A 24,773-nucleotide genomic window follows, 5' to 3' on the forward strand; every position below is an offset into this window, starting at 1 on the left:
TGAAACGAGGCGCCTGCCGCGATTCAGGACGGAAAATGCCGCCGGGCCTGCCCTGGCCCGGCGACAAAGGACATGGATGTTGCCCGTCGGGGTGGACGGCCCCGACGTGTATTGCCTTGCCACGGGCCAGGCCTGCCCCGGCCTGCCGTCATCGGCAGGCGCAGGGGCCGGCACGCCCGGTCATGCCGGCCGGATCAGTCCGCCTGGCGGCGCAGGAACGCCGGGATGTCCAGGTAGTCGCTCGGCAGTTCGGCGGCGGCCGGGGTCGAAGCCGATGCCGACGAGGCGGCAGCGGTATCGGCGCTCGGACGACGCAGGCCCATGCCCAGCGAGTTGCCGGCGGCCTTGGCCACGGCATCGGCCGGGCTTTCGTACTCGCCGAACTCGGCCTGGCCGGTGGTGGCGTTGCGGACCAGCTTGATCGGTGCGCGTTCGCCGGCACGCGGCGCGGCGCCCTTGGCAACGGCACGGTTCAAGCCGGTGGCCACCACGGTCACGCGCACTTCGTCCTGCATGTCCGGGTCGAGCACGGTGCCCACCACCACGGTGGCGTCCTCGGAGGAGAAGCCGTCGATGGTGCGGCCGATCTCGTCGAACTCGCTCATGGTGAAGTCCGGGCCGGCGGTGATGTTGACCAGGATGCCGTTGGCACCGGCCAGGTTCACGTCGTCCAGCAGCGGGTTCTGGATGGCGGCCTCGGCGGCGGCCTGGGCGCGGTCATCGCCACGCGCGGTGCCGGTGCCCATCATGGCCAGGCCCATCTCCGACATCACGGTGCGCACGTCGGCGAAGTCGACGTTGATCAGGCCCGGACGCACGATCAGGTCGGCGATGCCCTGCACGGCGCCCTGCAGCACGTCGTTGGCGGCACGGAAGGCCTGCACCATGGTGGCGTTGCGGCCGAGCACGGTGATCAGCTTCTCGTTCGGGATGGTGATCAGCGAGTCGACGTGCTGGCTCAGTTCCTCGATGCCCTTCAGCGCGACCTGCATGCGGCGACGGCCTTCGAACGGGAACGGCTTGGTGACCACGGCCACGGTCAGGATGCCCATTTCCTTGGCCAGCTGCGCCACCACCGGCGCGGCGCCGGTGCCGGTGCCACCGCCCATGCCGGCGGTGATGAACACCATGTCCGCCCCCTGCAGGGCGTCCATGATGCGCTCACGGTCTTCCAGGGCGGCCTGGCGGCCGACTTCCGGGTTGGCGCCTGCGCCCAGGCCCTTGGTGACGTTGGTACCCAGCTGCAGCTGCAGCTTGGCACCGCAATTCTTGATGGCCTGCGAGTCGGTGTTGGCGGTGATGAACTCCACGCCATCCACGCTGCTGTTGACCATGTGCGCCACGGCGTTGCCGCCGCCGCCGCCCACGCCAACCACCTTGATCACCGCGTTCGGTGCCATCTTTTCAATCAGTTCGAAATGCGCCATGTCCATGTCCTCTCTATTGCCGTGATTGGGTCGGGCATCCGGGAAGCATCCTTCTCCTTCTGCGCCCGCCCGCACCGGCGAGTTTTAGTTGATGTACCGCCCGGGCTGCCCCTGCGCGGCGTTGTTGCCTGTATCAATGACTGCGTTACTGCACTTCGTCTTGCCCTGCCTACCACTTCACTGCACTACTGCCGCGACGCTCAGAACTCGCCGCGGAACCAGTTCTTCAATTTGTTGAACACGCTGCCGGCGCGCCCGGTGGGCAACGACGGACGACGCGGGTGCTCGATCTGGCTGCCCATCAGCAGCAGGCCCACGCCGGTGGCATGCACCGGGTTGCCCACTACCTCGCCCAGCCCGGTGACGTGCTGCGGGATGCCCACGCGTACCGGCATCTGCAGCATTTCCTCGGCCAGCTCGACCACGCCTTCCATCTTCGAGGCGCCGCCGGTGAGCACCACGCCGGCGCGCACCATCTCCTCGAAGCCGGAACGGCGCAGCTCGGCCTGCACCATTTCAAAGATTTCCTCGTAGCGGCCCTGCACCGCCTGCGCCAGGGAATGACGCGGCATGCGACGCGGCGGGCGGTCGCCGACCGACGGCACCTGGATGCTCTCCTCGGCAGTGGCCAGCTGCGCCAGCGCGCAGGCGTAGCGCACCTTGATCTGCTCCGCTTCCGGGGTCGGGGTGCGCAGCATGTGGGCGATGTCGTTGGTGACGTGGTCACCGGCGATCGGCAGCGAGGCGGTGTGGCAGATCGCGCCCTGCACGTACACCGCGATGTCGGTGGTGCCTGCGCCGATGTCCACCAGCACCACGCCCAGCTCGCGCTCGTCGGCGGTCAGCACCGCCACGCTGGAGGCCAGCGAGGACAGCACCAGGTCGTCGACCTGCAGGCCGCAGCGCTGCACGCACTTGCTGATGTTGGCCGCAGCCGACTGCGCGCACACCACCAGGTGCGCATGCACCTCCAGGCGCACGCCGGTCATGCCGACCGGGTTGCGGATGCCTTCCTGCGAGTCGTCCAGCACGTACTCGCGCGGGATCGCATGCAGGATCTTCTGGTCGGCCGGGATGGCGACCGCCTTGGCCGCTTCCAGCACGCGGTCCAGGTCGCCCCAGCTGACCTCGCCTTCGCGGATCGGGGTGATGCCCTGCGAGTTGCGGCACTGCACGTGGTTGCCGGAGATCGAGGCATAGACCGAACGGATCTCGCAGCCGGCCATCAGCTCGGCTTCCTCGATGGCGCGCTGGATCGACTGCACGGTGGATTCGATGTCCACCACCACGCCGCGCTTGAGGCCGCGCGATTCGTGCGAGCCGATGCCGATCACCTCGATCGGGCTGCCCGGCGAGTACTCGCCCACCAGCGCCACCACCTTGGAGGTGCCGATGTCCAGGCCGACGATCAACGATTTGTCACCCTTGCGATTCATGTCCTGTCCTGCGTCTGCTTTGTTGCCGGCGGCGGGGTTCCCCAGCTCAGCGTGAAACCGTTGGTATAGCGAAGGTCGGCGCGCACGATCGGCACCTGGGTGCGCGTGAGCTGCGGCAGCACCCGCACGAAGCGGGCCAGGCGCGTGCGTGCGTCATTGCGGCCGACGATGATCTCGGTGCCGTTGTCCAGCGCCAGCGACCAGCTGCCACGGGCGTCCATCACCACCTGGTGCACGTCCACCCCGGCCGGCGCGAACAACGCGCGCGAGTCGTTGTAGAGCTCGACCACTTCGGCGGTCTTGCTGTCCGGGCCATCAAGCAGCGGCAGCGGCGCGTCCTCCAGGCCATGCGGCACGGCGAACAGGCGGCCCTGCTCGGACAGCAGCCGGTCCTTGCCCCAGCGGGCGAACGGCTTGTGCTCGACGATGGTCACTTCCAGCACGTCCGGCCACTGCTTGCGCACCTGCGCGCTCTCCACCCACGGCAGTTTCTGCACGGCGCTCTGCGCGTCCTGCAGCTCGACCGCGAAGTAGCCGGCGCGTGCATACGGCAGCAGGGCCTTCTGCAGCTGTTCGCCGGAGACCCGCTTGAATTCGCCGTGCACGCGCAGCTTGGCCAGCGGCCAACGCTCGGCGCCGACCCAGCCGTTGAGCACGGCCACCACCGGCAGCGCCACCAGGGCGATGGCCAGCAACCAGGCGAGCATGCGCAGGAGCGCGTTCATCGCGCGCCCTCCCCCGCATTCCGCGCACGCGCGGCCGACACCGACCGCGGCGCGGCGATGTGGGCGGGCATGGACGGGAATGCGTGGCGGTTCATTCGGCCGGGTGCTCCTTGAAGCCTTCGGTCACCACCGTCTGGGCCACCGCGCCGATGTCGCCGGCCCCCATCATCAGCAGCAGGTCGCCGTCCTGCAGGACGTCCGGCAGCACCGAGGCCAGGTCGGCCGCCTGGCCGACCACCACCGGCTCGCTGCGACCGCGTGCGCGGATGGCGCGTGCCAGCGACTTGGAATCGGCACCCGGGATCGGCGCTTCGCCGGCCGGGTAGACCTCGCTCAGCACCAGCGCGTCCACTTCGGACAGCACCGCGGCGAAGGCATCGAACTGATCACGGGTACGGCTGTAGCGGTGCGGCTGGAAGGCCACCACCAGGCGTTGCGACGGCCAACCGCCCCGGGCAGCGGCGAACACCGCCGCCAGCTCGCGCGGGTGATGGCCGTAGTCGTCGATCACCCGCACCTTGGCCCCCTTGTGGGTGGTCACGATGCCCAGGTCGTTGAAGCGGCGGCCGACGCCTTCGAACTTCTCCAGCGCGGCGGCGATGGCTTCCGGGGCCACACCCAGCTGCCAGCCCACCGCAGCGGCGGCCAGCGCGTTGAGCACGTTGTGCTTGCCCGGCAGGGCCAGCTTGACCGGCACCGAGCTGCCTTCCGGCAGGCGCAGGGTGAAGCGCATGCAGGCGCCGTCCTGGACCACGTCCTCGGCACGCACGTCGGCATTGCTGCTCATGCCGTAGCTCATCACGTGGCGCGGGGTCTTGGCCGCCAACGCCGCCACTTCCGGGTCGTCGATGCACAGCACCGCCAGGCCGTAGAACGGCAGGCGCTGCAGGAACTCGGCGAATGCGGCCTGGACGCGGGCGAAGTCGTTGCCGTAGTTCTCCAGGTGGTCCGCATCGATGTTGGTGATCACCGCCACCAGCGGGTTCAGGCGCAGGAAGCTGCCGTCGCTCTCGTCGGCCTCGGCCACCAGCCACTGGCCACCGCCGAGCTTGGCGTTGGCGCCGGCGGCCAGCAACTGGCCACCGATCACGAAGGTCGGGTCCAGGTTGCCTTCGCTCAGCACCGCGGCGGTCAGCGAGGTGGTGGTGGTCTTGCCGTGCGTGCCGGCCACCGCGATGCCGCGACGGAAGCGCATCAGCTCGGCCAGCATCGCCGCGCGCGGCATGATCGGGATGCGCTGGCTGCGCGCCTCCATCAGCTCCGGGTTGTCCTCGCGGATGGCGCTGGAGACGACGATGCAGTCGGTGCCCAGCACGTTGGCGGCCGAGTGACCGCGCATCACGCGCGCCCCCAGCCGCGACAGGCGACGGGTAGCCGCGTTGTCGGCGTTGTCCGAACCGGAGACTTCGTAGCCCAGGGTCAGCATGACTTCGGCGATGCCGCTCATGCCGGTGCCGCCGATGCCGACGAAGTGCACGCGCGGGAACGCGCGGACCAGGTCGTTGGTGTCGTGGAGGCGACGGATCATGCCCGGCCTCCGGTGTGGCGGGCGCGGGTGCGCGGTGCCGTGTTCATGCTGATTCCTCGAGAATGATGTCCGCGATGCGTTCGGCCGCATCGACCTTGGCCAGCGCACGCGCGGCTTGCGCCATCTGCATGCGGCGGGCCGGCGTATCGGCAAGCGTGCGCAGCACGCCTTCCAGGTTTCTGGCCAGCGCGTCGTCCTGCTTGAGCAGTTCGGCGGCACCGCGCTCGACCAGGTATTCGGCGTTGCGGGTCTGGTGGTCGTCCACCGCCGCGGCGAACGGCACCAGCACGCTGCCCACACCCACCGCGCACAGCTCGGCCAGCGTCGAAGCGCCGGCGCGGCACACCACCAGGTCGGCCCACGCATAGGCGGCGGCCATGTCCTTGATGAACGCATCGACGCGACCGTCCACGCGCGCGGCGCGGTAGGCCTGCAGGGCTTCCTCGTGCAGCTTCTCGCCGCACTGGTGCCAGACCTCGATGGCCACGCCGCCACCGAGCGCGGCCAGTGCCTGGGGCACGGCGTTGTTCAAGGCGCGTGCGCCCTGGCTGCCGCCCAGCACCAGCAGCCGCATCGGGCCACTGCGTCCGGCCAGGCGCACGTCCGGCGCCGGCAACGCGGCGATCTCCTCGCGCACCGGGTTGCCCACGGCTTCCTCGCGACCATTGGCGAAACTGCCCGGGAAACCGGTCAGCACGCGCCGCGCGAAGCGCGACAGGATGCGGTTGGTCATGCCCGGCGCGCGGTTCTGCTCGTGCACCAGCAACGGCAGCCCGTGCAGGCGCGCGGCCATGCCACCCGGGCCGGCGGCGAAGCCACCGAAGGCCACCACCGCGCGCGGGTTGCGCTCGCGCAGCACGTAGCCGGCGCCGCGGATGGCGCGCAGCACGCGCATCGGCGCACCCAGCAAGGCCAGCTTGCCCTTGCCGCGCAGGCCGGAGATGGCCAGCGTGTCGATCGGGATGTCGTGCTGGGGGACCAGCCGGGTTTCCATCGCGCCATCGGCGCCCAGCCACACCACCGGCACGCCACGCGCGCGCAGCACCTTGGCCACGGCCAGGCCGGGGAAGATGTGGCCACCGGTACCGCCGGCCATGATCATCACCGGGCGTGCCTGGGCAGTGGACGCGGCCATCAGGCGATCCTCCCGAAGGTCGGTTCGACCCGCTGCTGCATGCGGCTGGTACCGCGCGCCGAGCTGTCGCGCCCGTTGGCGGCCTGCAGCGCGGCGGCCACCTCGGTGGCCGAACGGCGCTCGGCGCTGTCGTCCTCGGCGGCGGCAACCACCGGTTCGATGTCCTCGCGGAATTCCTGGCGGCGCACGGCGCGGTTGTATTCGTAGGACACGCGCAGCAGCAGGCCCATCGCCACGCAGGTCATCATCACGCTCGAGCCCCCGGAGGAGATCAGCGGCAGGGTCAGGCCCTTGGTCGGCAACATGCCCAGGTTCACGCCGATCGAGACGAAGGTCTGCAGGCTGATCCACAGCGCGATGCCGAAGGCGATGTAGCCGGCGAAGTGGCGGCGCATCTCGATGCAGCGCATGCCCAGCCAGAACGCACGGCCGACCAGCAGCGCGTACAGGCCGATGATCGCGCACACCCCCAGAAACCCGAGCTCCTCGGCGATCACAGAGAAGATGAAGTCGGTATGCGATTCGGGCAGGTAATTCAGCTTCTGGATCGAGGCACCCAGGCCGACGCCGGTCCACTCGCCGCGGCCGATCGCCATCAGTGCGTTGGACAGCTGGTAGCCCGAGCCGAGCTGGTCCTGCCACGGGTCCATGAACGAGGTGACGCGGCGCATGCGGTACGGCTCGAAGATCACCAGCAGCACCAGCGCCGGCAGCATCAGCAGCACCGGCAGGATGATGCGCTTGATCTGCGCGCCACCGAGCACCAGCATGCAGGTGGTGATGCCCAGCAGCAGCATCGAGGAGCCGAAGTCCGGCTGCATCAGCAGCAGGCCGACCAGCAGGCCGACCACGCCGACCGGCTTGAGCATGGCGACCCAGGTCGCGTTGACCTCGTCGCGGAAGCGCACCAGGTAGCTGGACAGCCACACGATGTACAGCACCTTCACCGCTTCCACGGTCTGGAACTTGGACACGCCCAGGTTGATCCAGCGCCGCGCGCCGTTGACGCTGCTGCCCAGGCCGGGGATGAACACCACGATCAGCAGCGCGAAGCAGCCCAGCAGCAGCAGCTGGTTGTACTTCTCGATTTCCTTCAGCTCCACCCGCATCGCCACCGCGGCCAGCACCACGCCGATGGCGATGAACATCAGGTGGCGGGTCAGGTAGTAGAACGGACTCTGCGTCAGCGCGATGGAGCTGGAAGCCACCATCACGATCCCGATCGAAGCCAGCGCCATGGCGGCGCCCAGCAGCCACTTGTCGTAGCTGCCGCCGATGGCTTCCAGTCGGGTTGCCTGACGCGAGTAATCGTCCATCAGCGCACCTTGAGCGTTGCCAGGCCGATCAACACCAGCACCACCGAGATGATCCAGAAGCGCACGATCACGCGCGGCTCCGGCCAGCCCTTCAGTTCGAAGTGGTGGTGGATCGGGGCCATGCGGAACACGCGCTTGCCGGTGAGCTTGAACGAGGCCACCTGGATCATCACCGACAGGGTCTCGATCACGAACACGCCGCCCATCACCACCAGCACCAGCTCCTGGCGCACGATCACGGCGATGGTGCCCAGCACCGCGCCCAGCGCCAGTGCGCCGACGTCACCCATGAACACCATGGCCGGATAGGTGTTGAACCACAGGAAGCCCAGGCCGGCGCCGGCGATGGCCGCGCAGATGATGACCAGCTCGCCGGCGCCCGGGATCTGCGGGATCTGCAGGTAGCTGGAGAACACCGCGTTGCCGGAGGCATAGGCGAACACGCCCAGCGCGCAGGCGACCAGCACGGTCGGCATGATCGCCAGGCCGTCCAGGCCATCGGTCAGGTTGACCGCGTTGGAGAAGCCGACGATCCAGAAATAGGCGATGGCCACGAAGCTGATGCCCGCCAGCGGCAGCGCGATCGACTTGAACATCGGGATGTAGAACGTCAGCGCCGCCGGCACGTCGGCGGTGTAGAACAGGAACAGGCCGGCGGCCAGGCCGAAGATCGACTGCAGCAGGTACTTCCAGCGCGACTTCAGGCCGTTCGGGTCGCGCTTGGCGATCTTGATCCAGTCGTCGTACCAGCCGATGGCGCCGAAGCACAGCATCACCACCAGCACCAGCCACACGTAGCGGTTGCGCAGGTCGCCCCACAGCAGCACCGAGATCAGCACGGTGGTCAGGATCAGGCCACCGCCCATGGTCGGCGTGCCGGCCTTGGAGAAGTGCGACTGCGGGCCATCCTTGCGGATCGGCTGGCCGCCCTTGAGCTGGGCCAGGCGACGGATCGCGATCGGGCCCAGCCACAGCGACAGCGACAGCGCGGTCAGCGCCGCCAGGATGCCGCGGAAGGTAAGGTAGTTGAACAGGCGGAAGAGGCCGTCCAACTGCTGCAGCCATCGGGCCAGTTCAAGCAACATGCGGGGTTTCCTCGCCGCGCGGCAACAGCGCGGTCACGATCTTGTCCATGGCGCTGCCGCGCGAGCCCTTGACCAGGCAACGCACGCCAGCATGAAGTTCGGTTTCCAGCGCGGCCGCCAGCGCGGCATGGCTGTCGAAATGGCGGCCGCCTTCGCCGAAGGCGGTCGATGCGGCCTCGCTCAACGGCCCCAGCGTGTACAGGCGCTTGAGGCCGGCCGCGCGGGCGCGCTGCCCGGCCTGCGCATGCAACGCGCGTGCATCCGGGCCCAGTTCGCGCATGTCGCCCAGCACCAGCCAGCCTTCTTCCTGGCCTGCGGCCAGCGCGCTGATCGCCGCGGCCAGCGAACCGGGGTTGGCGTTGTAGCTGTCATCGACCAGCACCGCGCCATTGGCCAGCACGTGGGCAACCTGGCGGCCGGCGACCGGGCGCGCCTGCGCCAGGCCCTGGATCACCAGCGGCAACGCGATGCCGGCGGCCAGCGCCAGCGTCGCGGCGGCCAGTGCGTTGAGCACGTTGTGGCGGCCCGGCAACTGCAGCGCCACCGCGGCCTCGCCCTGCGGCGCGTGCAGCTGGAACCGCGAGCTGCCCTGGCCCAGCACGATGCCGGTGGCGGTGACCTCGGCGCTGGCCTCCAGGCCGAAGCGCAGCACCCGATGGCTGCCGGCACGGGCCACGAAGTACGGTGCGAACGCATCGTCGGCATTGATCACCGCCACGCCGTCGGCGCGCAGGTCGTCGTAGACCGCCGCCTTGGTGTTGGCGATCTCCAGCAGGCTGCCCATGCGCTCCAGGTGCGCCGGCGCGACGTTGTTGACGACCGACACGTCCGGCGCGGCGATGGCGGTCAGGTAGGCGATGTCGCCCGGCTTGCCGGTGCCCATCTCGTAGATGGCGAAGTCGGCATCGTCCGGCGCATCGATCACCGCCAGCGGCAGGCCGATCTCGTTGTTGCGGTTGCCCGGCGTGGCATGCACGTGCAGGCCCTGCACGGCGGCGGCGTGCTGCAGGATCGCCAGCAGCAGGTTCTTGACGCTGGTCTTGCCGTTGCTGCCGGTAATGGCGAACACGCGCGTGGCGCGGCCCTGCTGCATGCCGGCGGCGATGCGGGCCAGGGCCAGGGCGGTGTCGGCGACCACGACCTGTGGCACGTCCAGCGGCTGCAGCGTATCCACCAGCAGCGCGCTGGCGCCACGGGCCACCGCGTCGGCGGCGAAGTCGTGGCCGTCGAAGCGCTCGCCGCGCAGTGCCACGTACAGGCTGCCGGCGGCGAGCGTACGGGTGTCGTTGCCAATGGCATCGATCGCCACGTCCTCGCCGTGGATCTCACCGCCGGCCCAATGCGCGATCAGCGACAGCGGGGTGCGCTTCATGCGGTCACCTCCCCGTTCGCCGAGCGTGCCTGCAGCGCGCGCGATGCCACGTCGGTGTCATCGAAAGGATGTTTGATACCTGCAATCTCCTGGTAGGGCTCGTGGCCCTTGCCGGCGACCAGCACGATGTCGCCCGGGCCCGCCTGCGCGACGGCCGCGCCGATGGCGCGGGCACGGTCACGCTGCACGTTGACCCGGGACGGATCGGCGAAGCCGGCCATGATGTCGGCGACGATCACGTCGCCGTCCTCGCCGCGCGGGTTGTCGTCGGTGACGAACACCACGTCGGCCAGTTCCTCGGCAATGGCCGCCATCTGCGGGCGCTTGCCGGTGTCACGCTCGCCACCGCAGCCGAACACGCACAGCAGGCGGCCATCGAGGTGGCCATGCAGGCTGCGCAGCGCCTGCTCCAGTGCGTCGGGCGTGTGCGCGTAGTCGATGACCACGGTCGGTTCACCGTGGCCGCCGAGACGGTTCATGCGGCCACGGATCGGCTGCAGCTGCGCCAGCACCTGGGCGATGGTCGCCGCCGGCTGGCCCAGGCCATGCAGCGCACCGGCCACCGCCAGCAGGTTGTCGACGTTGAAGCGCCCCAGCAGCGGCGAACGCAGCGCGAAGCGCGCGTCCCCGATCACCAGCTCGAAGCCGATGCCCTGCCCGTCCAGCACCAGTTGCTCGGCGCGCACGCTGGCACCGGCCTGGCCGGTCGAGCTCAAGCCGATGGCCTGCACGCCTTCGGCCAGGGTGGTGATCAGGTCGCGGCCGAACGCATCGTCCAGGTTGATCGCCGCCGCCTTCAGACCCGCACGGTGGAACAGCCGGGCCTTGGCCGCGCCGTAGGCTTCCATGCTGCCGTGGTAGTCCAGGTGGTCGCGGGTGAGGTTGGTGAACACCGCCACGTCGTAATGCACCGCATCCACGCGCCCCTGGTCCAGGGCGTGCGAGCTGACTTCCATCGCCACCGCGGCGGCGCCACCGTCGCGCAGCTGGGCCAGCACGTCATGCATCTGCAGCACCAGCGGCGTGGTGAAGCCGGTCGGCACGATGTTGCCGTACAGGCCCACGCCGAGCGTGCCGATCGAGCCACTGGCGATGCCCAGCAGGTGCCATGCCTGGGTCAACAGCTGCACGGTCGAGGTTTTGCCGTTGGTGCCGGTGACGCCGACCATGGTCATCGCACGCGACGGCTGGCCATGGAACTGGTCGGCCATCATGCCCATGCGCTGGCGCAGGCCCGGCACCGCGATGGCATCGGCCGGGGCCGGCAGCTCGGCCGGGGCCGGCGGCTCGAACAGCACCACCGAGGCGCCGTTGGCCCTGGCCTGCTCGACGAAACCCAGGCCATGCGCGCCGAAGCCGGCAATCGCCACGAAGGCATCGCCGGGGCGCACGTGGCGCGAGTCGAGCACCAACCCGCTGATCTGCGGGTCGTGCGGCAGGGCCAGGTCAGGCAGCAGGTGGGACAACAGCATCGTGCGGCTCACTGGCGCACCTCCGTCGTGGCAGGCGCAGGCGCACTGGCCGTTGGCAGTGCGGCGTCGAATTCGGTTTCAGCGTTGGTGGCTTCGGCGGCGTCCTGCGGGATCGGCAGCGGTGCCGTGCTGCTGCCCGGCTTGCCCCCGACCTTGCCCGCGGCCTGCGCCGCCAGCCACGACTGGATGTCGTCCGGCGGCACGTCCATCAGGCGCAGCGTGCCTTCCATCACGTGGTGGAAGACCGGCGCGGACACCAGGCCGCCGTACTGCAGGCTGCCCTGCGGGTCGTTGACCACGATCACCGCGGCATAGCGCGGGTTGGTGGCCGGCACCACGCCGGCGAACAACAGGTTGTAGTGACCGCGCTCGTAGCCGTTGGGGCCGTTCTTGCGCGCGGTGCCGGTCTTGCCGGCGACGTGATAGCCCAGGATCGCCGCCTGCTTGGCGCCGCCGTTGGTGACCACGGTTTCCATCATCCGCACCACTTCCTGGGCCACGGACGGGTCCAGCACCTGCCGCGCCTCGTTGCGCTGGCCCTTGATGAAGGTCGGCTGGATCACCTGCCCACCGTTGGCCAGCGCCGAGTACGCCTGCGCGATCTGCAGCGGCGTCACCGACAGGCCGTAGCCGTAGGACATCGTGGTCTTGGTGGTGCCGTACCAGCCCGGGCTGCCCGGCGACGGCACCACGCCCGCCGATTCGCCGGGGAAGCCGCTGTGCGGGGCCACGCCGTAACCGAAGCCACGCACCGAGTCGTAGAACATCTGGTCGGGGATGCGCGCGACGATCTTGGCCGCGCCGATGTTGGAGCTGCGGGTGATCACACCGGTGACGTTGAGCACGCCGTTGTTACGCGGCACGTCGCGGATGGTGTAGCGGCCCAGCGACAGGTAGCCCGGGTTGGTGTCGATGACCGTGTCCGGGGTGACCACGTGGTTCTGCAGCGCGGTGGCGATGGTCAGCGGCTTCATCGTCGAGCCGGGCTCGACCAGGTCGGTCACCGCGCGGTTGCGGCGCGTGTCCGGGGTGGCGCCACTGACGGCATTCGGGTTGTAGGTCGGCAGGTTGGCCATGGCCATCACCTCGCCGGTGGCCACGTCCATGATCACGATCGAACCACCGGCCGCACGGTTGGTGGTCACCGCGTTGCGCAGCTCGCGCATGGCCAGGAACTGGATGCGGCGATCGATGCTCAGGGTCAGGTCCTTGCCCGGCTCGGCCGGACGGACCAGGTCGATGCTCTCCACGATCGCGCCCTTGCGGTCGCGGATCACCTTCTTGATGCCCGGCTTGCCGCGCAGCCATTCGTCGAAGGCCAGCTCCAGGCCTTCCTGGCCGTGGTCGTCGATGTTGGTGAAGCCCAGCACGTGCGCCATCGCCTCACCCTGCGGGTAATAGCGACGGAACTCGCGCTGCGAGAACACGCCCGGGATCTTCAGCGCCACGACCTGCTCGGCCACGTCCGGGTTCATCCGGCGGCGCAGGTACATGAACTCCTTGTCGGCCTTCTGCGTGACCTTGGCCGTCACTTCGTCGGCGGGCAGCCCCAGGGCCTGCGCCAGCTCGGGGATGCGCTCGGGCACGCGCAGCAGTTCCTGCGGGTTGACCCAGATCGAGGCCACCGGCGTGGACACCGCCACCGGCTCGCCGTTGCGGTCGGTGATCATGCCGCGCGAGGTCGGGATCGGCACTTCGCGCAGGTAACGGGCCTCGCCCTGGCGCTGGTAGAAGTCGCTGTTGATCAACTGCACGTAGGCCGCGCGCCCGACCAGCGTCACCCCGCACAGGCCCAGGCCCACGGCCACAATCATCAGGCGGTTGCGCAGGTTGAACTGGCTGCGGTTGCGGTTGCGCACGGGCTGGTTCATGGCCGGATCACCACGATGTCAGCGGCCTCGGGGAACTTCATCGCCAGCCGGCCCCGTGCCTCCTGGTCCACGCGCGTGGCCTGGGCCAGGGTGGCCTGCTCCAGCTGCAGGCGACCGAACTCGATGTTCAGCTCGTCGCGGGCGTGCTCGAGCCGGGACAATTCGACGAACAGCTGCCGATGGCGATGGCGCATGAACACCACCCCGATCGCCGAGGCGATGGTGCAGGCCAGCAGCACGATCAGCAGCAGGCGGCTCATGCAGCCACCTCGCGTTTCTGGGCAACCCGCAGCACCGCGCTGCGCGAGCGCGGGTTGACCGCCAGTTCGTCGTCCTCGGCCTTGATGGCGCCACCGATCAGGTCCAGCGTCGGCACGAAGGCCACCGCCTCGGGCAGCCGGCGGTTGCTCGGCGGGGCCTTGGCATGGCGGTTCATGAACTGCTTGACGATGCGGTCTTCCAGCGAATGGAAGCTGATCACCGCCAGCCGGCCGCCCGGCTTGAGCCGCGCCATCGCCGCGTCCAGCCCGGCCTCCAGGTCGGACAGCTCGCGGTTGATGTGGATGCGGATGGCCTGGAAGCTGCGCGTGGCCGGGTGGATCTTGTCCTTGCCACGCGGCATCACCGAGGCGATCACGTCGGCCAGTTCGGCCGTGCGGCTGAACGGCTGGTTGGCACGACGCGCAACGATGGCCCGGGCGATGCGGCGGCTCTGCCGCTCCTCGCCGTAGGTCCACAGCACGTCGGCGATCTCGCGCTCTTCGGCGCGGTTCACCCACTGCGCGGCGCTCTCGCCCGAATCCGGGTCCATGCGCATGTCCAGCGGGCCGTCCTTGCCGAAGCTGAAACCGCGCTCGGCCACGTCCAGCTGCGGCGAGGACACGCCCAGGTCGAACAGCACGCCGTCCAGGCCGGCGGCGGTCTGGTTCCAGTCCAGCAGGTCGGCGAAGCTGCCGCGGTAGATCGACACACGGCCGTCCGGCGCGAAGTCGCGCTCGGCCACGGCGATGGCCTCGGGATCCTTGTCCATCACCAGCAGGCGCCCGTCCGGGCCGAGCTGGCGCAGCACGCCGCCGGCGTGACCGCCACGACCGAACGTGCCATCCAGGTAAGTACCGTCTTCGATCACCCTCAGGCCCTGAAGGACCTGGGTGTACAGCACCGGCAGGTGAGCCGCCGGCGGCTGCGACACCGGAGGGTGACCGGCCTGCGCTTGACCGCGCACCCGGGCACCCCGGCTCACAACTTCAAGTCGAGCAGCCCATCGCCCAGATCCTCGTCAGACAATGTCTGCTGGATCAGTGCGCGATGCGCTTGCTCGCTCCAAAGTTCGAACTTGTCGCCCATTCCCATCAGCACGGCCTTCTTCTCGATGCCCACCGCATTGCGGTGACTGGAAGGCAGGCTGATGCGGCCATTGCCATCCAGTTCCAGATGGGCCGCCGAACCGACAAGCTTCTGCTGCAGGGTGCGCACCACGCGCTGCGTGTTGGGCTTGGCCATCACATCGTCCCGCACCCGTTCCCACTCCTGCTCTGAGTACAACCACAGGCAACCGGCTTCGAACGGGTTGTAGGTCAGTACCAGGCGATTGCCGCTCACGCGCGCGACCAGGTCGCGGTAGGCGGTTGGCACCGCCATGCGTCCCTTGTCGTCAACCGTGATGGCAGTCTCGCCTTGAAACACGACGGCTATACCTGTTTGTCCGCTTTTGCCCAGGGGGTCATTGAACCACGAAAAACCACAAAAAACCCGGTTTTCCCTCTGATGCCCACCTTAGCAGCCGACCTTGGCTTGTCAACAACTTTCCGTGCACAAAATCGCCATAAGCATCAATAGCTTGCAGCAATGTTTAGAGACTTGTTCAAGGCTTATCCACAAGTTGCTGTTTCGTCTCAAATTTTGAGATTTCCATGAAATTCAGCACTGTAGAAGCCATGTGAAATCACACCGGTGGCTACCCTGCCATTCAGGCGGGCATGGCTGGCAACTGCGCAAACAGGCACACTCCGTGCATGTGCCTGGTCACCCTTGCCTGGAAATGCCATCCCCGTTGGCGCCTGCTAATGGCCGGCAACCGCGACGAGTTCCACGCCCGCCCGACCGCTGCCCTGCACGCCTGGCCGGATTCCCCGGCAGCGGTGATCGCCGGGCGCGACCTGCGCTCGGGCGGCAGCTGGATGGGAATCAATGGCAACGGGCACGCCGCCGTGGTCACCAATGTCCGTGATCCGACCGCCGCAACCGGCGGCCCCTCGCGGGGCGAGCTGATCGCCGGCTACCTGGAGGGCAACGCCGGTGCCACCGCCTATACCGACGCACTGGCCCTGCGTGCGGCCGAGTTCGCCCCGTTCAACCTGCTGGTCGCCGATGCGGACCACTGCGCCTACCTGGGCAACCGCCCCGCGGCCCATCGGGTACTGCAACCGGGCATCCACGGCATGTCCAATGGCGCGCTGGACGCGCCCTGGCCCAAGACCCGTCGCCTGATGCAGGTACTGGACGGCTGGCTGGAGAGCGGCGAGGAGGCGCTGGACGTGATCTGGCAGGCCCTTGCCGATGAGACGCGGCCGCCAGACGCGGAACTGCCGGCCACCGGCGTTCCACTGGAACTGGAGCGGATGCTCTCCAGCGCGTTCATCCGTGGCCGTGACTATGGCACCCGCGCCAGCACGGTGGTCGCGATCGACCATGATGGCCGCGGCTTCATCCATGAGCGCCGATTCGGGCCGGACGGCGTGTACCTGGGCGAGCAGCGCGTCGATGTGGCACCGGGCCGGGAGTGAGGCTGCGGGGTTTGCCGGGGGCTTGCCAGAGAAGCCGCCCTCACCCCAACCCCTCTCCCGTGAACGGGAGAGGGGCTCGGTGGATCAAGCATTCCTGGAGCTGAAGCCTGGCATTCACGCTTTTCGGTGCCCTGCCGCGATGCGAAGCGAGCCAAGCCATCCCACAGCAGCAGGAAACCCCCTTTAGTAAAGGCGACGCGCCGACAGGCGCGGGGAATTGGGTGGGCAGAGGCCCGGGGCCCACGGTTTCGCACCGCGGAACCTTGGGGCTTTCCTCGCCAGGCAGGTGGTGCACGCCACCGCGTGGAACGATCCGCCATAAGCCGCCCTCACCCCAACCCCTCTCCCGTGGACGGGAGAGGGGCTCAGCGGATCACGCATTCCTGGAACTGAAGCCTGGCATTCGCGCTTTTCGGTGCCCTGCCGCGATGCGAAGCGAGCCAAGCCATCCCACAGCAGCAGGAAACCCCCTTTAGTAAAGGCGACGCGCCGACAGGCGCGGGGAATTGGGTGGGCAGAGGCCCGGGGCCCACGGTTTCGCACCGCGGAACCTTGGGGCTTTCCTCGCCAGGCAGGTGGTGCACGCCACCGCGTGGAACGATCCGCCATAAGCCGCCCTCACCCCAACCCCTCTCCCGTGGACGGGAGAGGGGCTCAGCGGATCACGCATTCCTGGAACTGAAGCCTGGCATTCGCGCTTTTCGGTGCCCCGCCGCGATGCGAAGCGAGCCAAGCCATCCCACAGCAGCAGGAAGCCCCCTTTATTAGTAAAGGGGGCGCGCCGACAGGCGCGGGGAATTGGGTGGGCAGAGGCCCGGGGCCCGAGGTTTCGCGCCGCGGAACCTTGGGGCTTTGCTCGCCAGGCAGGCGAGGAAAGCGGCGGAGCCGGCCGATAAGCCGGGTTCTGTCGTGGACAGTCATTCTTCTAGGCGCCACGTCACCGTGACGCTCAAGCAACCTACCCGGACCCGACGCGGGCCACGTCATGAGGTCCCTATTTGGTCTTGCTCCAGGTGGGGTTTGCCGTGCCGGTCTGTTGCCAGACTCGCGGTGCGCTCTTACCGCACCATTTCACCCTTACCGGCCCCCCGAAGGAGACGTAGGCGGTATCTTTCTGTTGCACTAGTCCGTCGGCTCTCGCCGCCCAGGCGTTACCTGGCACCTTGCCCTGTGGAGCCCGGACTTTCCTCGGCATTCCCGAAGGAATGACGCGACTGTCTGGCCGACTCCGCCGCGCGCATTGTCGCACGTCCAGCAGGGTTTCTGCCCGACGCTTCGTTCATCCGGCCACGGGCGGCACATAGCGCATGCGCTGCACGCCAGTGGCGGTGAACGACAGCAGCCAGCCTTCGCGCAGGATGTCGACCTGCTGGAAGTCGGCATGCGCGTCACTGGCCATCAACTGCGCCGACAACGCATCCAGCGCCGCCAACCCCCAGTCCCGCAGTGCTTCCTCGGCGACGTCCTCGATGAACGCCACCGGCGGCAGCGGCCAGTTGTCGTACAGCAGCAGGACGTTGCACGGCTGTACCGCGAACGCCGGCTTGTGCAGCACCTCGCGTTTCTTCTGCACCGCCCAGCGCATCACCTCCACCCACAGCCGCTCCGGCTCATCACCGATCCAGGGACTGCCTTCGTAGGTATCGGCCAGCAGTTGCCGCATCAACGGGCTGTCCCACTCCGCCCGTCCATCCCCCTGACGGTGATGCGCCGCCGGGCGGACCCAGCCGGAGTTGATGCCGCTCAGCTTGGCCTGCAGCTGCTTGAAGCTCTCCGGCACCACCTCCATGCATTCCACGCCCACCCGCCCGGTTCCGGTATCGACCAGGAAATCCGGGCTTTCGCGCTTGTGCACCTGCACCGGGTACGCCAACTGCGGGGACCAGGCGGTCAGCCAGCGGGTCATCATCCAGCGTTCGCGCTGCTCCTTGGCCTGGCTGCCCGTGGCCACGGCCAATGGATGCTCGCGCAGGTCCAGTTGCCCGCGCAGGCTGGCGGCGTCGGCCGCCGCCCACCACGCCTCAGTCGTTGCCGCCCTGTCCATACAAGGCCTTGCGCGGCGCACCGCTCAGTTCGGCCGCCAGCTTGGCGGCGGTGGAGGGAGGCAGGTGCTCGTTGAGCCTGACATAGAGGCGGCGGCCTTCGGCGACCTTGGCCGCCTCATCGTCGCCGGCGCCCTGCACCATCACCACGAACTCGCCCTTGCGCTGGTTGTCGTCGGCCTGCACGGTGGCCAGCAGCTGCGCCAGCGAGCCATCCAGCACGGTCTCGAACAGCTTGGTCAGCTCACGCGCGACCACCGCCGGTCGCTCGGCACCAAATGCCATCGCCATGTCGGCCAGCGATTCGGCGATGCGGTGCGAGGACTCGTAGAACACCAGCGTGCCTGTCTCGCTGGCCAACCGCTGCAGGCGGTCGCGGCGCGCGGCCGCCTTGGCCGGCAGGAAGCCTTCGAACACGAAGCGGTCGCTGGGCAGGCCGGCCACGCTCAATGCGGCAATGGCGGCGCACGCCCCCGGCACGGGGCTGACCTTGATGCCGGCCGCGCGCGCGGCGCGCACCAGCCGGAAGCCCGGGTCGCTGACCAGCGGGGTACCGGCATCACTGACCACGGCCAGCGATTCGCCGGCCTGCAGGCGCGCGACCACGCGCTGCGCCATCGCTTCCTCGTTGTGGTCGTGCAGCGCGACCAACGGTTTGCTGATGCCGAAATGCGACAGCAGCTGCCCGGTATGACGGGTGTCCTCGGCGCAGATCGCCGCCACCGAACGCAGCACCTCCTGCGCGCGCGGGCTCAGGTCGGCCAGGTTGCCGATGGGCGTGGCAACGACATACAAGGTGGCAACGGTGGTACTCATCATCGGGATTTCCATGGGCAAGGGTAGAATCCTACCGTTTCCCCCGCCCGGCACCGCCGCGCCCCGTCGAACGGACCTCAAATGAACAAGCAAGCCGCTCGGATTTCCGCCCTGTCACTGTCGATGCTGCTGTTCGTGGGCTGCGCCACCACCAGCGTGGCGCCGACCACGTCGCCTGCCCAGCAGGCCGCCATCGCCCTGCTCGAGCAGGGCAAGCCGCGCGAAGCGGCGCAGCAACTGGAGGCCCAGGCCGCGCAGGCGCGCGGTGCGGGCAAGTCGATGCTGCTGGCCGACGCCGCCTTTGCCTGGCACGACGCCGGCGACGATGCGCGTGCGCGCATGCTGATCCCGCAGGTGCAGGTGCGCCAGCTCAGCGGTGCCACCCGCCAGCGGTACCACCTGATGCTGGCCGAGCAGGCCCTGGCCGAGCAGCAGCCGGCGGTGGCCCTGCAGGCGCTCACCGGCAGCAATGACCCGTTGCCGCCCGCGCTGCAGACGCGCTGGCTGCTGGCCCGCGCGCAGGCGCTGGAAGCCACCGGCGATGCGTTCGCCGCCGCCGCCGAGCGCGCCCGCGCCGGCGTGCTGCTCAGCGGCACCGCACGCAGCGACAACCAGCGCGCCATCACCCGCCTGCTGGCCGGCATCAACGATGCCACCCTGTCCAGCCGCGCCGCCGCGCTGCCAGTCGGCGACCCGCTGTACAACCACGCCGGGCGCGCCCTGCTCGGCCGTGGCCTGCCGCTGCCGCGTCCGTTCGACCGCGATGCCGCGTGGCAGGTTGATACCGGCAAGCGCCCGCCGGCCGATGTCGACGGCTACCGTCCGCCGGTCAAGCTCGCGGTGCTGCTGCCGCTGACCGGCAACCTGGCCACCGCGGCCGCGCCGGTGCGCGATGGCCTGCTGGCCGGCTATTACGGCGAAGGCCGGCGCCGCCCGCAGATCGATTTCCTCGACACCCGCGGCACCGCCGCCGGTGCGATCGCCGCCTATGACAAGGCCGTGGCCGCCGGCACCGACTTCGTGGTCGGCCCGCTGGGCCGGGACGAGGTCGATGCGCTGTTCCACCGCGATCCGCTGCAGGTCCCGCTGCTGGCCCTGAACCGCGGCAAGGATGCACCGCCGCCGGGCAGCGCCGCGTTCTCGCTGGCCCCGGAAGACGACGGCATCATGGCCGCCGAATACCTGCTCGGCCGCGAGCGCGGCAACGTGCTGGTGATCGCCAGCAACGACGACAGCGGCCGCCGTGCCAGCGCCGCGTTCAAGGAGCGTTTCGCCGAACGCGGCGGCAAGCTCGCCGCCAGCATCAATGTCGGTGAAGCCCCCGGCGACATCAGCGCGCAGCTGCGCCAGGCCGCCGGCGTGGACGCGGTGTTCCTCGCGGTGAAGGGCAACCAGGCGCGCGCACTGGCCCCGCAGCTGGCACTGTCCGGCCTGGCCGGGGTCAGCCGCGTCGGCACCTCGCAGCTGGTCAACAACACCGGCAAGGCCGAGGAAGACACCGCGCTGGACGGCATCATCTATCCGAGCGAGGCATGGACCACGCGCGGCGTGGCCGGCCTGCCGGCCGCCAGCAGTCTGGCCAGCACCCTGCCGACCGCACGTGGCGGTGCTGCCCGCCTGTTCGCCTTCGGCTTCGATGCCTGGAAGATCACCGCCTACCTGGAAAAGCTGGCCACCAGCACCAGCGGCGGGCTGAGCGGTGCCACCGGCGCGCTGCACCTGGACGGCTTCGGCAACGTGCTGCGCACGCCGGCATGGTCCACCTTCAGCGGCGGCCGCCCGACCCCGATCGGTGATGGCCGCTGACCAGGCCCGGCGTGGCGCGGCGGTGGAAGCTGCCGCGCGCACGCACCTGGAACAGGCCGGCCTGCGTTGGCTGGCCAGCAATGTCCGCTATCGGGGCGGTGAACTGGACCTGGTGATGCGCGAGGCCGGCCGCGAAGGCGCGTTGGTGTTCGTCGAGGTCCGCTACCGTCGTTCCAGCGCATTCGGTGGCGGCGCCGCCTCGGTCGATGCCGGCAAGCGCCGCCGCCTGCTGCATGCCGCGCAGCTGTACCTGTCCCAGCACGACGCGCTGGCACGCCTGCCATGCCGGTTCGACGTGGTCGAAGCCAGTGGCGAGCCCCCGCGCCTGCACTGGATCCGCGACGCCTTCCGCGCCGACGACTGCTGATGCCCAGTGTCTTCACCCATGCCGCGGTCCCGCTGGCGCTGTGGTGCGCGAGCGAACGCGGGCGCATTTCCGCCCGCCTGCTCGGTGCCGGCGTAGCGGCGGCGATGCTGCCCGATGCCGACGTGCTCGCCTTCGCCCTGCACATTCCCTATGCCGATGCCTTCGGTCATCGCGGCGCGAGCCATTCGCTGCTGTTCGCCGCCGTGCTGGGCCTGGTGGCATGCGCGTTGTCGCCCTGGCTGCGCGCCAGCCGGGTGCAGGCGGCCGCGTTCGTGTCCGCCTGCGCGCTGTCGCATCCGCTGCTGGACGCCTTCACCTCGGGCGGGCTGGGCGTGGCGTTGTGGTGGCCGTGGAGCGAGCAGCGCCTGTTCGCGCCGTGGCGCCCCATCCGCGTTTCGCCCTTCGCCAATAACTTCTTCAGCGCCCGCGGGCTGCAGACCGTGCTGTCGGAACTGCGCTGGGTATGGCTGCCGCTATTCTCCTGCGTGCTGGGCTGGAAGCTGGTCCAGCACCGCGCACCCACCGATCAGACATCCCCATGACGCCGTTGCCGCCCGCCTTCCACGCCACCCTGTCCGAACTGCTCGGCGATGACTGGCGCACCGATGCCACCGCGCTGGAAGCGCACGCGCAGGACAACTCCTGGCGGCACGCCTTGCCGCAGGGCGTGGCCCTGCCGCGCAACCGTGAACAGGTGCAGGCCATCGTGCGTGCCTGCCACGACCATGGCGTGCCGCTGGTCGGCCGTGGCGCCGGCACCGGCACCACCGGTGCCGCGGTGCCCACCGCCGGCGGCGTGGTGCTGTCCTTCGCGCACATGAACCGCATCCTCGACATCCGCGCGGGCGACCGCTGCGCGGTGGTCGAACCCGGCGTGCTCAACGGCGACCTGCAGCAGGCACTGATGCCGCATGGACTGTTCTGGCCACCGGACCCGTCCAGTGCCGATATCTGCAGCATCGGCGGCAATCTGGCCTGCAATGCCGGCGGCCCACGCGCGGTGAAGTACGGCACCAGCCGCGACAACGTGCTCGGGCTGGTCGCGGTGACCGGCACCGGCGCGCTGATCCGCTGCGGCGGCCCGTATACCAAGGACGCCACCGGCTACGACCTGACCCACCTGATCGTCGGCAGCGAAGGCACGCTGGCACTGATCGTGGAAGCCACCCTCAAGCTGGCGCCGCGACCGCGCGCGCAGGCCGGCCTGCGCGTGCTGTACCGCGACGCCGGGTCGGCCGCGGCCGCGGTGTCACGGGTGATGGCACAGCCGGTGACACCGACCATGCTGGAATTCATGGATGCCCGCAGCCTCGAACTGCTGCGCCGCAATGGTGCGCAGGTGCCCGATGCCGGCGCGATGCTGCTGATCGAGGCCGACGGCGACGACGACACCCTGCCTTACCTGCTCAATGCACTGGCCCAGGCCGCCGAAGGCGATGGCATGCTGGAACTGGACGTGGCCACCGACGGCAGCGCCCGCGACCGGCTGTGGGCGGCGCGGCGCGCGCTCTCCCCCGCATTGAAGAGCATTGCGCCAGGCAAGATCAACGAGGACGTGGTGGTGCCGGTATCGCGCATCCCGGAACTGGTGGAGGGCGTGCAGCAGCTGTCGCGGGAAGCGGCGTTGCCGATCGTCACCTTCGGCCATGCCGGCAACGGCAACCTGCACGTCAACATCCTTTACCATCCGGACGACGCCGGTGAGAGCGCCCGCGCCCATGCCGCGCTGCCCAAGGTGTTCGCGCTGACGCTGGCGCTGGGCGGCACGCTGTCCGGGGAGCACGGCATCGGCCTGGCCAAGCGCGACTTCATGGCCCAGGCCTTCAGCGCCAGCACGCTGGCCGCGATGCAGGCGATCAAGCAGGCGCTGGACCCGGCCGGCATCCTCAACCCGGGGAAGGTAATGCCGCCCCTGGTGCCCACTCCCCATGGGCACCAGGGCACGGACTTCCCCTGAGACATTGCCCCCGCACACGCACGGCGACCGGCGCGCCTGCATGCGCCGTCGCGCGTGGCGGGGAATCGTAGGTCGGTGGTGTTACGCCACCGCTTCAGCGTAGCGGCAGGACAGCAATGCCTTGACCAGGAAGTCGACCTGGCTGGCCTCACGCGCATCCACCCACATCACCGGCAGGCGATGGCCTGCCTGGGACAGCGCGTTGCGGAAATCGGTGAAGCGGAACGCCGGTTCGCGGTCCTGGCAGGTGATGCCCACCGCGAAGCAGGCCTCCGGCGCCAATGCACGGAAGTGTTCCAGCAGCGTCAGCGTACTTGGCAGCGCGCGCGGGTTGAGTGCGCTCACAAGTACGATCACGCCAATCGCTCCTTCGGCGACGATCGGCCACATGAAATCCAGGTAGGCCTGGCCCGGCACGCCGTAGACATGCAGCAGTTCGCCGTCGCCCAGCTCGATGGAGCTGTAGTCCAGCGCCACGGTGGTATGCGACTTGTCCTCGAACGCCTCCAGTGCCGCCTCGTCACTGATCGGCATTTCGGTGCTGATCGGTTCCATGTCCGAGATCGACCTGATCGCGGTCGTTTTTCCCGCACCCATTTCACCGACAAATACCAGCTTGGTTGCCATAGCCGTCAGACCTGAAGCCCCTTGGAAAAATTGAGCCCGAACCGTTTTGCGATACGCGAGAAGAAGCCGGAGACCTTGTTGCCGGAGCCGCGCGGGGTGGCCACCGGCGCGCTGGAGGTATCCAGCAGGTGCGTGCAGGCAGCGGCCCCCATGATACGGGCAACGTCGTCCAGTGACGTACCCGTGGCCTGGGCCAGCTCGTCCGGTCGCCATGGCCGGATCATCATCGCCGCCATCGGCAGCAGCCACTGCATCGGCAGCCTGCCGGTCTCCACCTCGGGCCAACCGCGCAGCCGGCAATGGCCCTGCAGGTCCACCGGCAGCAGCGGCTCGCTGTTCAGCGCCGCCGCCCGCCAGCAGAAATCCTCGAACGGGTGCTGCCCGACCGCATCGGACATGCACTGCTCCAGCGTCGTGTCGCCGTCGAGCAGCGACAGCGTCCAGCCGGCTTCGGCCGCCGCCCGCAGGCAGTTCTCGTAGGGGATGTCGCGCAGCAGGGTGACCTGGGTCTGGTCGGCATCGACCACCACCTTCACCAGGCCCATGTGCAGCAGGCAGGGTTTGCCCCTGGCCTCTTCCAGGCTGCGGAACAGGGTACGCGGGCGGAACCGCTCGCCACTGCTGTCCGCGGCCAGCAGGAGCTGGCGCAGTTGCTGGAAGATCTCGCGGACGCTGGCGCCATAGGCCACGCCCGGCACGCCGAGGCTGGACAGGACGTTGCGGGTGACCGCCAGTACCGGCAGCCCCTTCCGGTCGGCCTCGCGCAGCAGCTCCTGGCCGCGGCTGTCGTCGGCACTGGCCACCAGCAGGTCCACCTTCTGCTGGTTCCATTCCTGCACGTCGGCCTGGATGTACTCGGCCATCAACAGCGAACTGGCGACCTTCAGCCGCATGACGTGCAGGACATCCAGTCCCTGGCAACCAATCACGGCGGCGGAGATCTTGCGGGCGGGTGCACTCATCGTATCGATCAGGCCTGGGCGTCGAAGCGCATCAACTGCACCG

The 24,773-nt window shown here is 69.1% G+C and carries 22 protein-coding genes and 1 other RNA gene; 5 read left to right on the top strand and 18 right to left on the bottom strand.

Features of this window, described 5'->3' with window-relative positions; genetic code table 11:
• Positions 1 to 194: 194 nt before the first annotated feature.
• The 13 genes from ftsZ to mraZ all read right to left on the bottom strand — a co-directional run bounded on the left by ftsZ (position 195) and on the right by mraZ (position 15,062).
• On the bottom strand, positions 195 to 1,427 hold the full coding sequence (gene ftsZ, locus ACIPR8_RS18140; RefSeq protein WP_132864981.1) for a cell division protein FtsZ: 1,233 nt from the start codon (positions 1,425 to 1,427) through the stop codon (positions 195 to 197).
• 200 nt (positions 1,428 to 1,627) lie between these two features.
• A complete protein-coding gene (gene ftsA / locus ACIPR8_RS18145; RefSeq protein WP_132864982.1) occupies positions 1,628 to 2,863 on the bottom strand; it encodes a cell division protein FtsA in 1,236 nt (411 codons plus the stop codon).
• Positions 2,860 to 3,588 (bottom strand): cell division protein FtsQ/DivIB, encoded by a 729-nt coding sequence (locus tag ACIPR8_RS18150; RefSeq protein WP_132864983.1) that lies wholly within the window; start codon positions 3,586 to 3,588, stop codon positions 2,860 to 2,862. Before ACIPR8_RS18150 ends, ftsA begins: the two co-directional genes overlap by 4 nt.
• Positions 3,589 to 3,679: 91 nt before the next feature.
• The gene (gene murC / locus ACIPR8_RS18155) at positions 3,680 to 5,116 is read right to left on the bottom strand and encodes a UDP-N-acetylmuramate--L-alanine ligase (protein ID WP_192286674.1); all 1,437 of its coding nucleotides are present in this window, start codon (positions 5,114 to 5,116) and stop codon (positions 3,680 to 3,682) included.
• Between the two features lie 43 nt (positions 5,117 to 5,159).
• A complete protein-coding gene (gene murG, locus ACIPR8_RS18160) occupies positions 5,160 to 6,251 on the bottom strand; it encodes an undecaprenyldiphospho-muramoylpentapeptide beta-N-acetylglucosaminyltransferase (RefSeq protein WP_446541913.1) in 1,092 nt (363 codons plus the stop codon).
• The gene (gene ftsW / locus ACIPR8_RS18165; RefSeq protein WP_192286676.1) at positions 6,251 to 7,567 is read right to left on the bottom strand and encodes a putative lipid II flippase FtsW; all 1,317 of its coding nucleotides are present in this window, start codon (positions 7,565 to 7,567) and stop codon (positions 6,251 to 6,253) included. The genes murG and ftsW overlap by 1 nt, the downstream gene beginning before the upstream one ends.
• Positions 7,567 to 8,652, bottom strand: coding sequence for a phospho-N-acetylmuramoyl-pentapeptide-transferase (gene mraY / locus ACIPR8_RS18170; RefSeq protein WP_132864987.1), 1,086 nt, complete (start codon positions 8,650 to 8,652; stop codon positions 7,567 to 7,569). The genes ftsW and mraY overlap by 1 nt, the downstream gene beginning before the upstream one ends.
• Positions 8,642 to 10,024 (bottom strand): UDP-N-acetylmuramoyl-tripeptide--D-alanyl-D-alanine ligase, encoded by a 1,383-nt coding sequence (locus tag ACIPR8_RS18175; RefSeq protein WP_446541914.1) that lies wholly within the window; start codon positions 10,022 to 10,024, stop codon positions 8,642 to 8,644. Before ACIPR8_RS18175 ends, mraY begins: the two co-directional genes overlap by 11 nt.
• Positions 10,021 to 11,496, bottom strand: coding sequence for a UDP-N-acetylmuramoyl-L-alanyl-D-glutamate--2,6-diaminopimelate ligase (locus tag ACIPR8_RS18180; protein ID WP_446541915.1), 1,476 nt, complete (start codon positions 11,494 to 11,496; stop codon positions 10,021 to 10,023). The genes ACIPR8_RS18175 and ACIPR8_RS18180 overlap by 4 nt, the downstream gene beginning before the upstream one ends.
• 8 nt (positions 11,497 to 11,504) lie before the next feature.
• Positions 11,505 to 13,367, bottom strand: coding sequence for a peptidoglycan D,D-transpeptidase FtsI family protein (locus tag ACIPR8_RS18185; protein WP_446541916.1), 1,863 nt, complete (start codon positions 13,365 to 13,367; stop codon positions 11,505 to 11,507).
• Positions 13,364 to 13,627 carry a cell division protein FtsL gene (ftsL, locus tag ACIPR8_RS18190; RefSeq protein ID WP_132864991.1) on the bottom strand — a complete coding sequence of 88 codons (264 nt, stop codon included), beginning with the start codon at positions 13,625 to 13,627 and terminating at the stop codon, positions 13,364 to 13,366. Before ftsL ends, ACIPR8_RS18185 begins: the two co-directional genes overlap by 4 nt.
• Positions 13,624 to 14,592, bottom strand: coding sequence for a 16S rRNA (cytosine(1402)-N(4))-methyltransferase RsmH (rsmH, locus tag ACIPR8_RS18195; RefSeq protein ID WP_192286680.1), 969 nt, complete (start codon positions 14,590 to 14,592; stop codon positions 13,624 to 13,626). Before rsmH ends, ftsL begins: the two co-directional genes overlap by 4 nt.
• A gap of 14 nt (positions 14,593 to 14,606) precedes the next feature.
• Positions 14,607 to 15,062 carry a division/cell wall cluster transcriptional repressor MraZ gene (mraZ, locus tag ACIPR8_RS18200; protein WP_132864993.1) on the bottom strand — a complete coding sequence of 152 codons (456 nt, stop codon included), beginning with the start codon at positions 15,060 to 15,062 and terminating at the stop codon, positions 14,607 to 14,609.
• 320 nt (positions 15,063 to 15,382) lie between these two features.
• On the opposite strand from mraZ, the gene ACIPR8_RS18205 reads away from it, so the two are divergent.
• Positions 15,383 to 16,153 (top strand): NRDE family protein, encoded by a 771-nt coding sequence (locus tag ACIPR8_RS18205; RefSeq protein ID WP_313252698.1) that lies wholly within the window; start codon positions 15,383 to 15,385, stop codon positions 16,151 to 16,153.
• An 877-nt stretch (positions 16,154 to 17,030) separates the two neighbouring features.
• On the opposite strand, the gene rnpB is transcribed toward ACIPR8_RS18205, so the two are convergent.
• The 3 genes from rnpB to rsmI all read right to left on the bottom strand — a co-directional run bounded on the left by rnpB (position 17,031) and on the right by rsmI (position 19,011).
• Positions 17,031 to 17,383, bottom strand: an RNA gene (rnpB, locus tag ACIPR8_RS18210) — RNase P RNA component class A.
• 49 nt (positions 17,384 to 17,432) lie between these two features.
• Positions 17,433 to 18,197, bottom strand: a complete 765-nt coding sequence (locus tag ACIPR8_RS18215; RefSeq protein WP_446541917.1) for a hypothetical protein — start codon at positions 18,195 to 18,197, stop codon at positions 17,433 to 17,435.
• On the bottom strand, positions 18,175 to 19,011 hold the full coding sequence (gene rsmI, locus ACIPR8_RS18220; RefSeq protein WP_446541918.1) for a 16S rRNA (cytidine(1402)-2'-O)-methyltransferase: 837 nt from the start codon (positions 19,009 to 19,011) through the stop codon (positions 18,175 to 18,177). The genes ACIPR8_RS18215 and rsmI overlap by 23 nt, the downstream gene beginning before the upstream one ends.
• Before the next feature lie 81 nt (positions 19,012 to 19,092).
• Between rsmI and ACIPR8_RS18225 the strand changes: the two genes are divergently transcribed.
• The 4 genes from ACIPR8_RS18225 to ACIPR8_RS18240 are packed head-to-tail and all read left to right on the top strand — an operon-like array spanning position 19,093 to position 23,141.
• Entirely contained in the window at positions 19,093 to 20,817 is a 1,725-nt protein-coding gene (locus ACIPR8_RS18225) for a penicillin-binding protein activator (RefSeq protein ID WP_446541919.1), read from the top strand.
• The gene (locus ACIPR8_RS18230) at positions 20,807 to 21,184 is read left to right on the top strand and encodes a YraN family protein (RefSeq protein ID WP_132864998.1); all 378 of its coding nucleotides are present in this window, start codon (positions 20,807 to 20,809) and stop codon (positions 21,182 to 21,184) included. The genes ACIPR8_RS18225 and ACIPR8_RS18230 overlap by 11 nt, the downstream gene beginning before the upstream one ends.
• Positions 21,184 to 21,726, top strand: coding sequence for a metal-dependent hydrolase (locus ACIPR8_RS18235; protein ID WP_323438179.1), 543 nt, complete (start codon positions 21,184 to 21,186; stop codon positions 21,724 to 21,726). The genes ACIPR8_RS18230 and ACIPR8_RS18235 overlap by 1 nt, the downstream gene beginning before the upstream one ends.
• Positions 21,723 to 23,141: an FAD-binding oxidoreductase gene (locus ACIPR8_RS18240; protein WP_446541920.1), complete on the top strand. Its 1,419-nt coding sequence runs from the start codon at positions 21,723 to 21,725 to the stop codon at positions 23,139 to 23,141. Before ACIPR8_RS18235 ends, ACIPR8_RS18240 begins: the two co-directional genes overlap by 4 nt.
• 81 nt (positions 23,142 to 23,222) lie before the next feature.
• Here the strand turns inward: ACIPR8_RS18240 and ACIPR8_RS18245 are convergent, their stop codons facing one another.
• On the bottom strand, positions 23,223 to 23,777 hold the full coding sequence (locus ACIPR8_RS18245; protein WP_132865001.1) for a GTP-binding protein: 555 nt from the start codon (positions 23,775 to 23,777) through the stop codon (positions 23,223 to 23,225).
• Positions 23,774 to 24,730 carry a hypothetical protein gene (locus tag ACIPR8_RS18250; RefSeq protein ID WP_446541921.1) on the bottom strand — a complete coding sequence of 319 codons (957 nt, stop codon included), beginning with the start codon at positions 24,728 to 24,730 and terminating at the stop codon, positions 23,774 to 23,776. Before ACIPR8_RS18250 ends, ACIPR8_RS18245 begins: the two co-directional genes overlap by 4 nt.
• Between the last annotated feature and the right edge of the window lie 43 nt (positions 24,731 to 24,773).

The organism is Stenotrophomonas sp. LARHCG68, from assembly GCF_052871705.1.

Bases quoted from the DNA above. Each gene is read 5' to 3' on its own strand.
- ACIPR8_RS18215 (WP_446541917.1), bottom strand. From the start codon at position 18,197: ATGGACAGGGCGGCAACGACTGAGGCGTGGTGGGCGGCGGCCGACGCC.
- ACIPR8_RS18175 (WP_446541914.1), bottom strand. From the start codon at position 10,024: ATGAAGCGCACCCCGCTGTCGCTGATCGCGCATTGGGCCGGCGGTGAG.
- rsmI (WP_446541918.1), bottom strand. From the start codon at position 19,011: ATGAGTACCACCGTTGCCACCTTGTATGTCGTTGCCACGCCCATCGGC.
- ACIPR8_RS18185 (WP_446541916.1), bottom strand. From the start codon at position 13,367: ATGAACCAGCCCGTGCGCAACCGCAACCGCAGCCAGTTCAACCTGCGC.
- ftsL (WP_132864991.1), bottom strand. From the start codon at position 13,627: ATGAGCCGCCTGCTGCTGATCGTGCTGCTGGCCTGCACCATCGCCTCG.
- ACIPR8_RS18230 (WP_132864998.1), top strand. From the start codon at position 20,807: ATGGCCGCTGACCAGGCCCGGCGTGGCGCGGCGGTGGAAGCTGCCGCG.
- ftsA (WP_132864982.1), bottom strand. From the start codon at position 2,863: ATGAATCGCAAGGGTGACAAATCGTTGATCGTCGGCCTGGACATCGGC.
- ACIPR8_RS18150 (WP_132864983.1), bottom strand. From the start codon at position 3,588: ATGAACGCGCTCCTGCGCATGCTCGCCTGGTTGCTGGCCATCGCCCTG.
- ACIPR8_RS18250 (WP_446541921.1), bottom strand. From the start codon at position 24,730: ATGAGTGCACCCGCCCGCAAGATCTCCGCCGCCGTGATTGGTTGCCAG.
- murC (WP_192286674.1), bottom strand. From the start codon at position 5,116: ATGATCCGTCGCCTCCACGACACCAACGACCTGGTCCGCGCGTTCCCG.
- mraY (WP_132864987.1), bottom strand. From the start codon at position 8,652: ATGTTGCTTGAACTGGCCCGATGGCTGCAGCAGTTGGACGGCCTCTTC.
- ACIPR8_RS18240 (WP_446541920.1), top strand. From the start codon at position 21,723: ATGACGCCGTTGCCGCCCGCCTTCCACGCCACCCTGTCCGAACTGCTC.
- ACIPR8_RS18235 (WP_323438179.1), top strand. From the start codon at position 21,184: ATGCCCAGTGTCTTCACCCATGCCGCGGTCCCGCTGGCGCTGTGGTGC.
- ACIPR8_RS18205 (WP_313252698.1), top strand. From the start codon at position 15,383: ATGTGCCTGGTCACCCTTGCCTGGAAATGCCATCCCCGTTGGCGCCTG.
- ftsW (WP_192286676.1), bottom strand. From the start codon at position 7,567: ATGGACGATTACTCGCGTCAGGCAACCCGACTGGAAGCCATCGGCGGC.
- ACIPR8_RS18180 (WP_446541915.1), bottom strand. From the start codon at position 11,496: ATGCTGTTGTCCCACCTGCTGCCTGACCTGGCCCTGCCGCACGACCCG.
- ftsZ (WP_132864981.1), bottom strand. From the start codon at position 1,427: ATGGCGCATTTCGAACTGATTGAAAAGATGGCACCGAACGCGGTGATC.
- murG (WP_446541913.1), bottom strand. From the start codon at position 6,251: ATGGCCGCGTCCACTGCCCAGGCACGCCCGGTGATGATCATGGCCGGC.
- ACIPR8_RS18225 (WP_446541919.1), top strand. From the start codon at position 19,093: ATGAACAAGCAAGCCGCTCGGATTTCCGCCCTGTCACTGTCGATGCTG.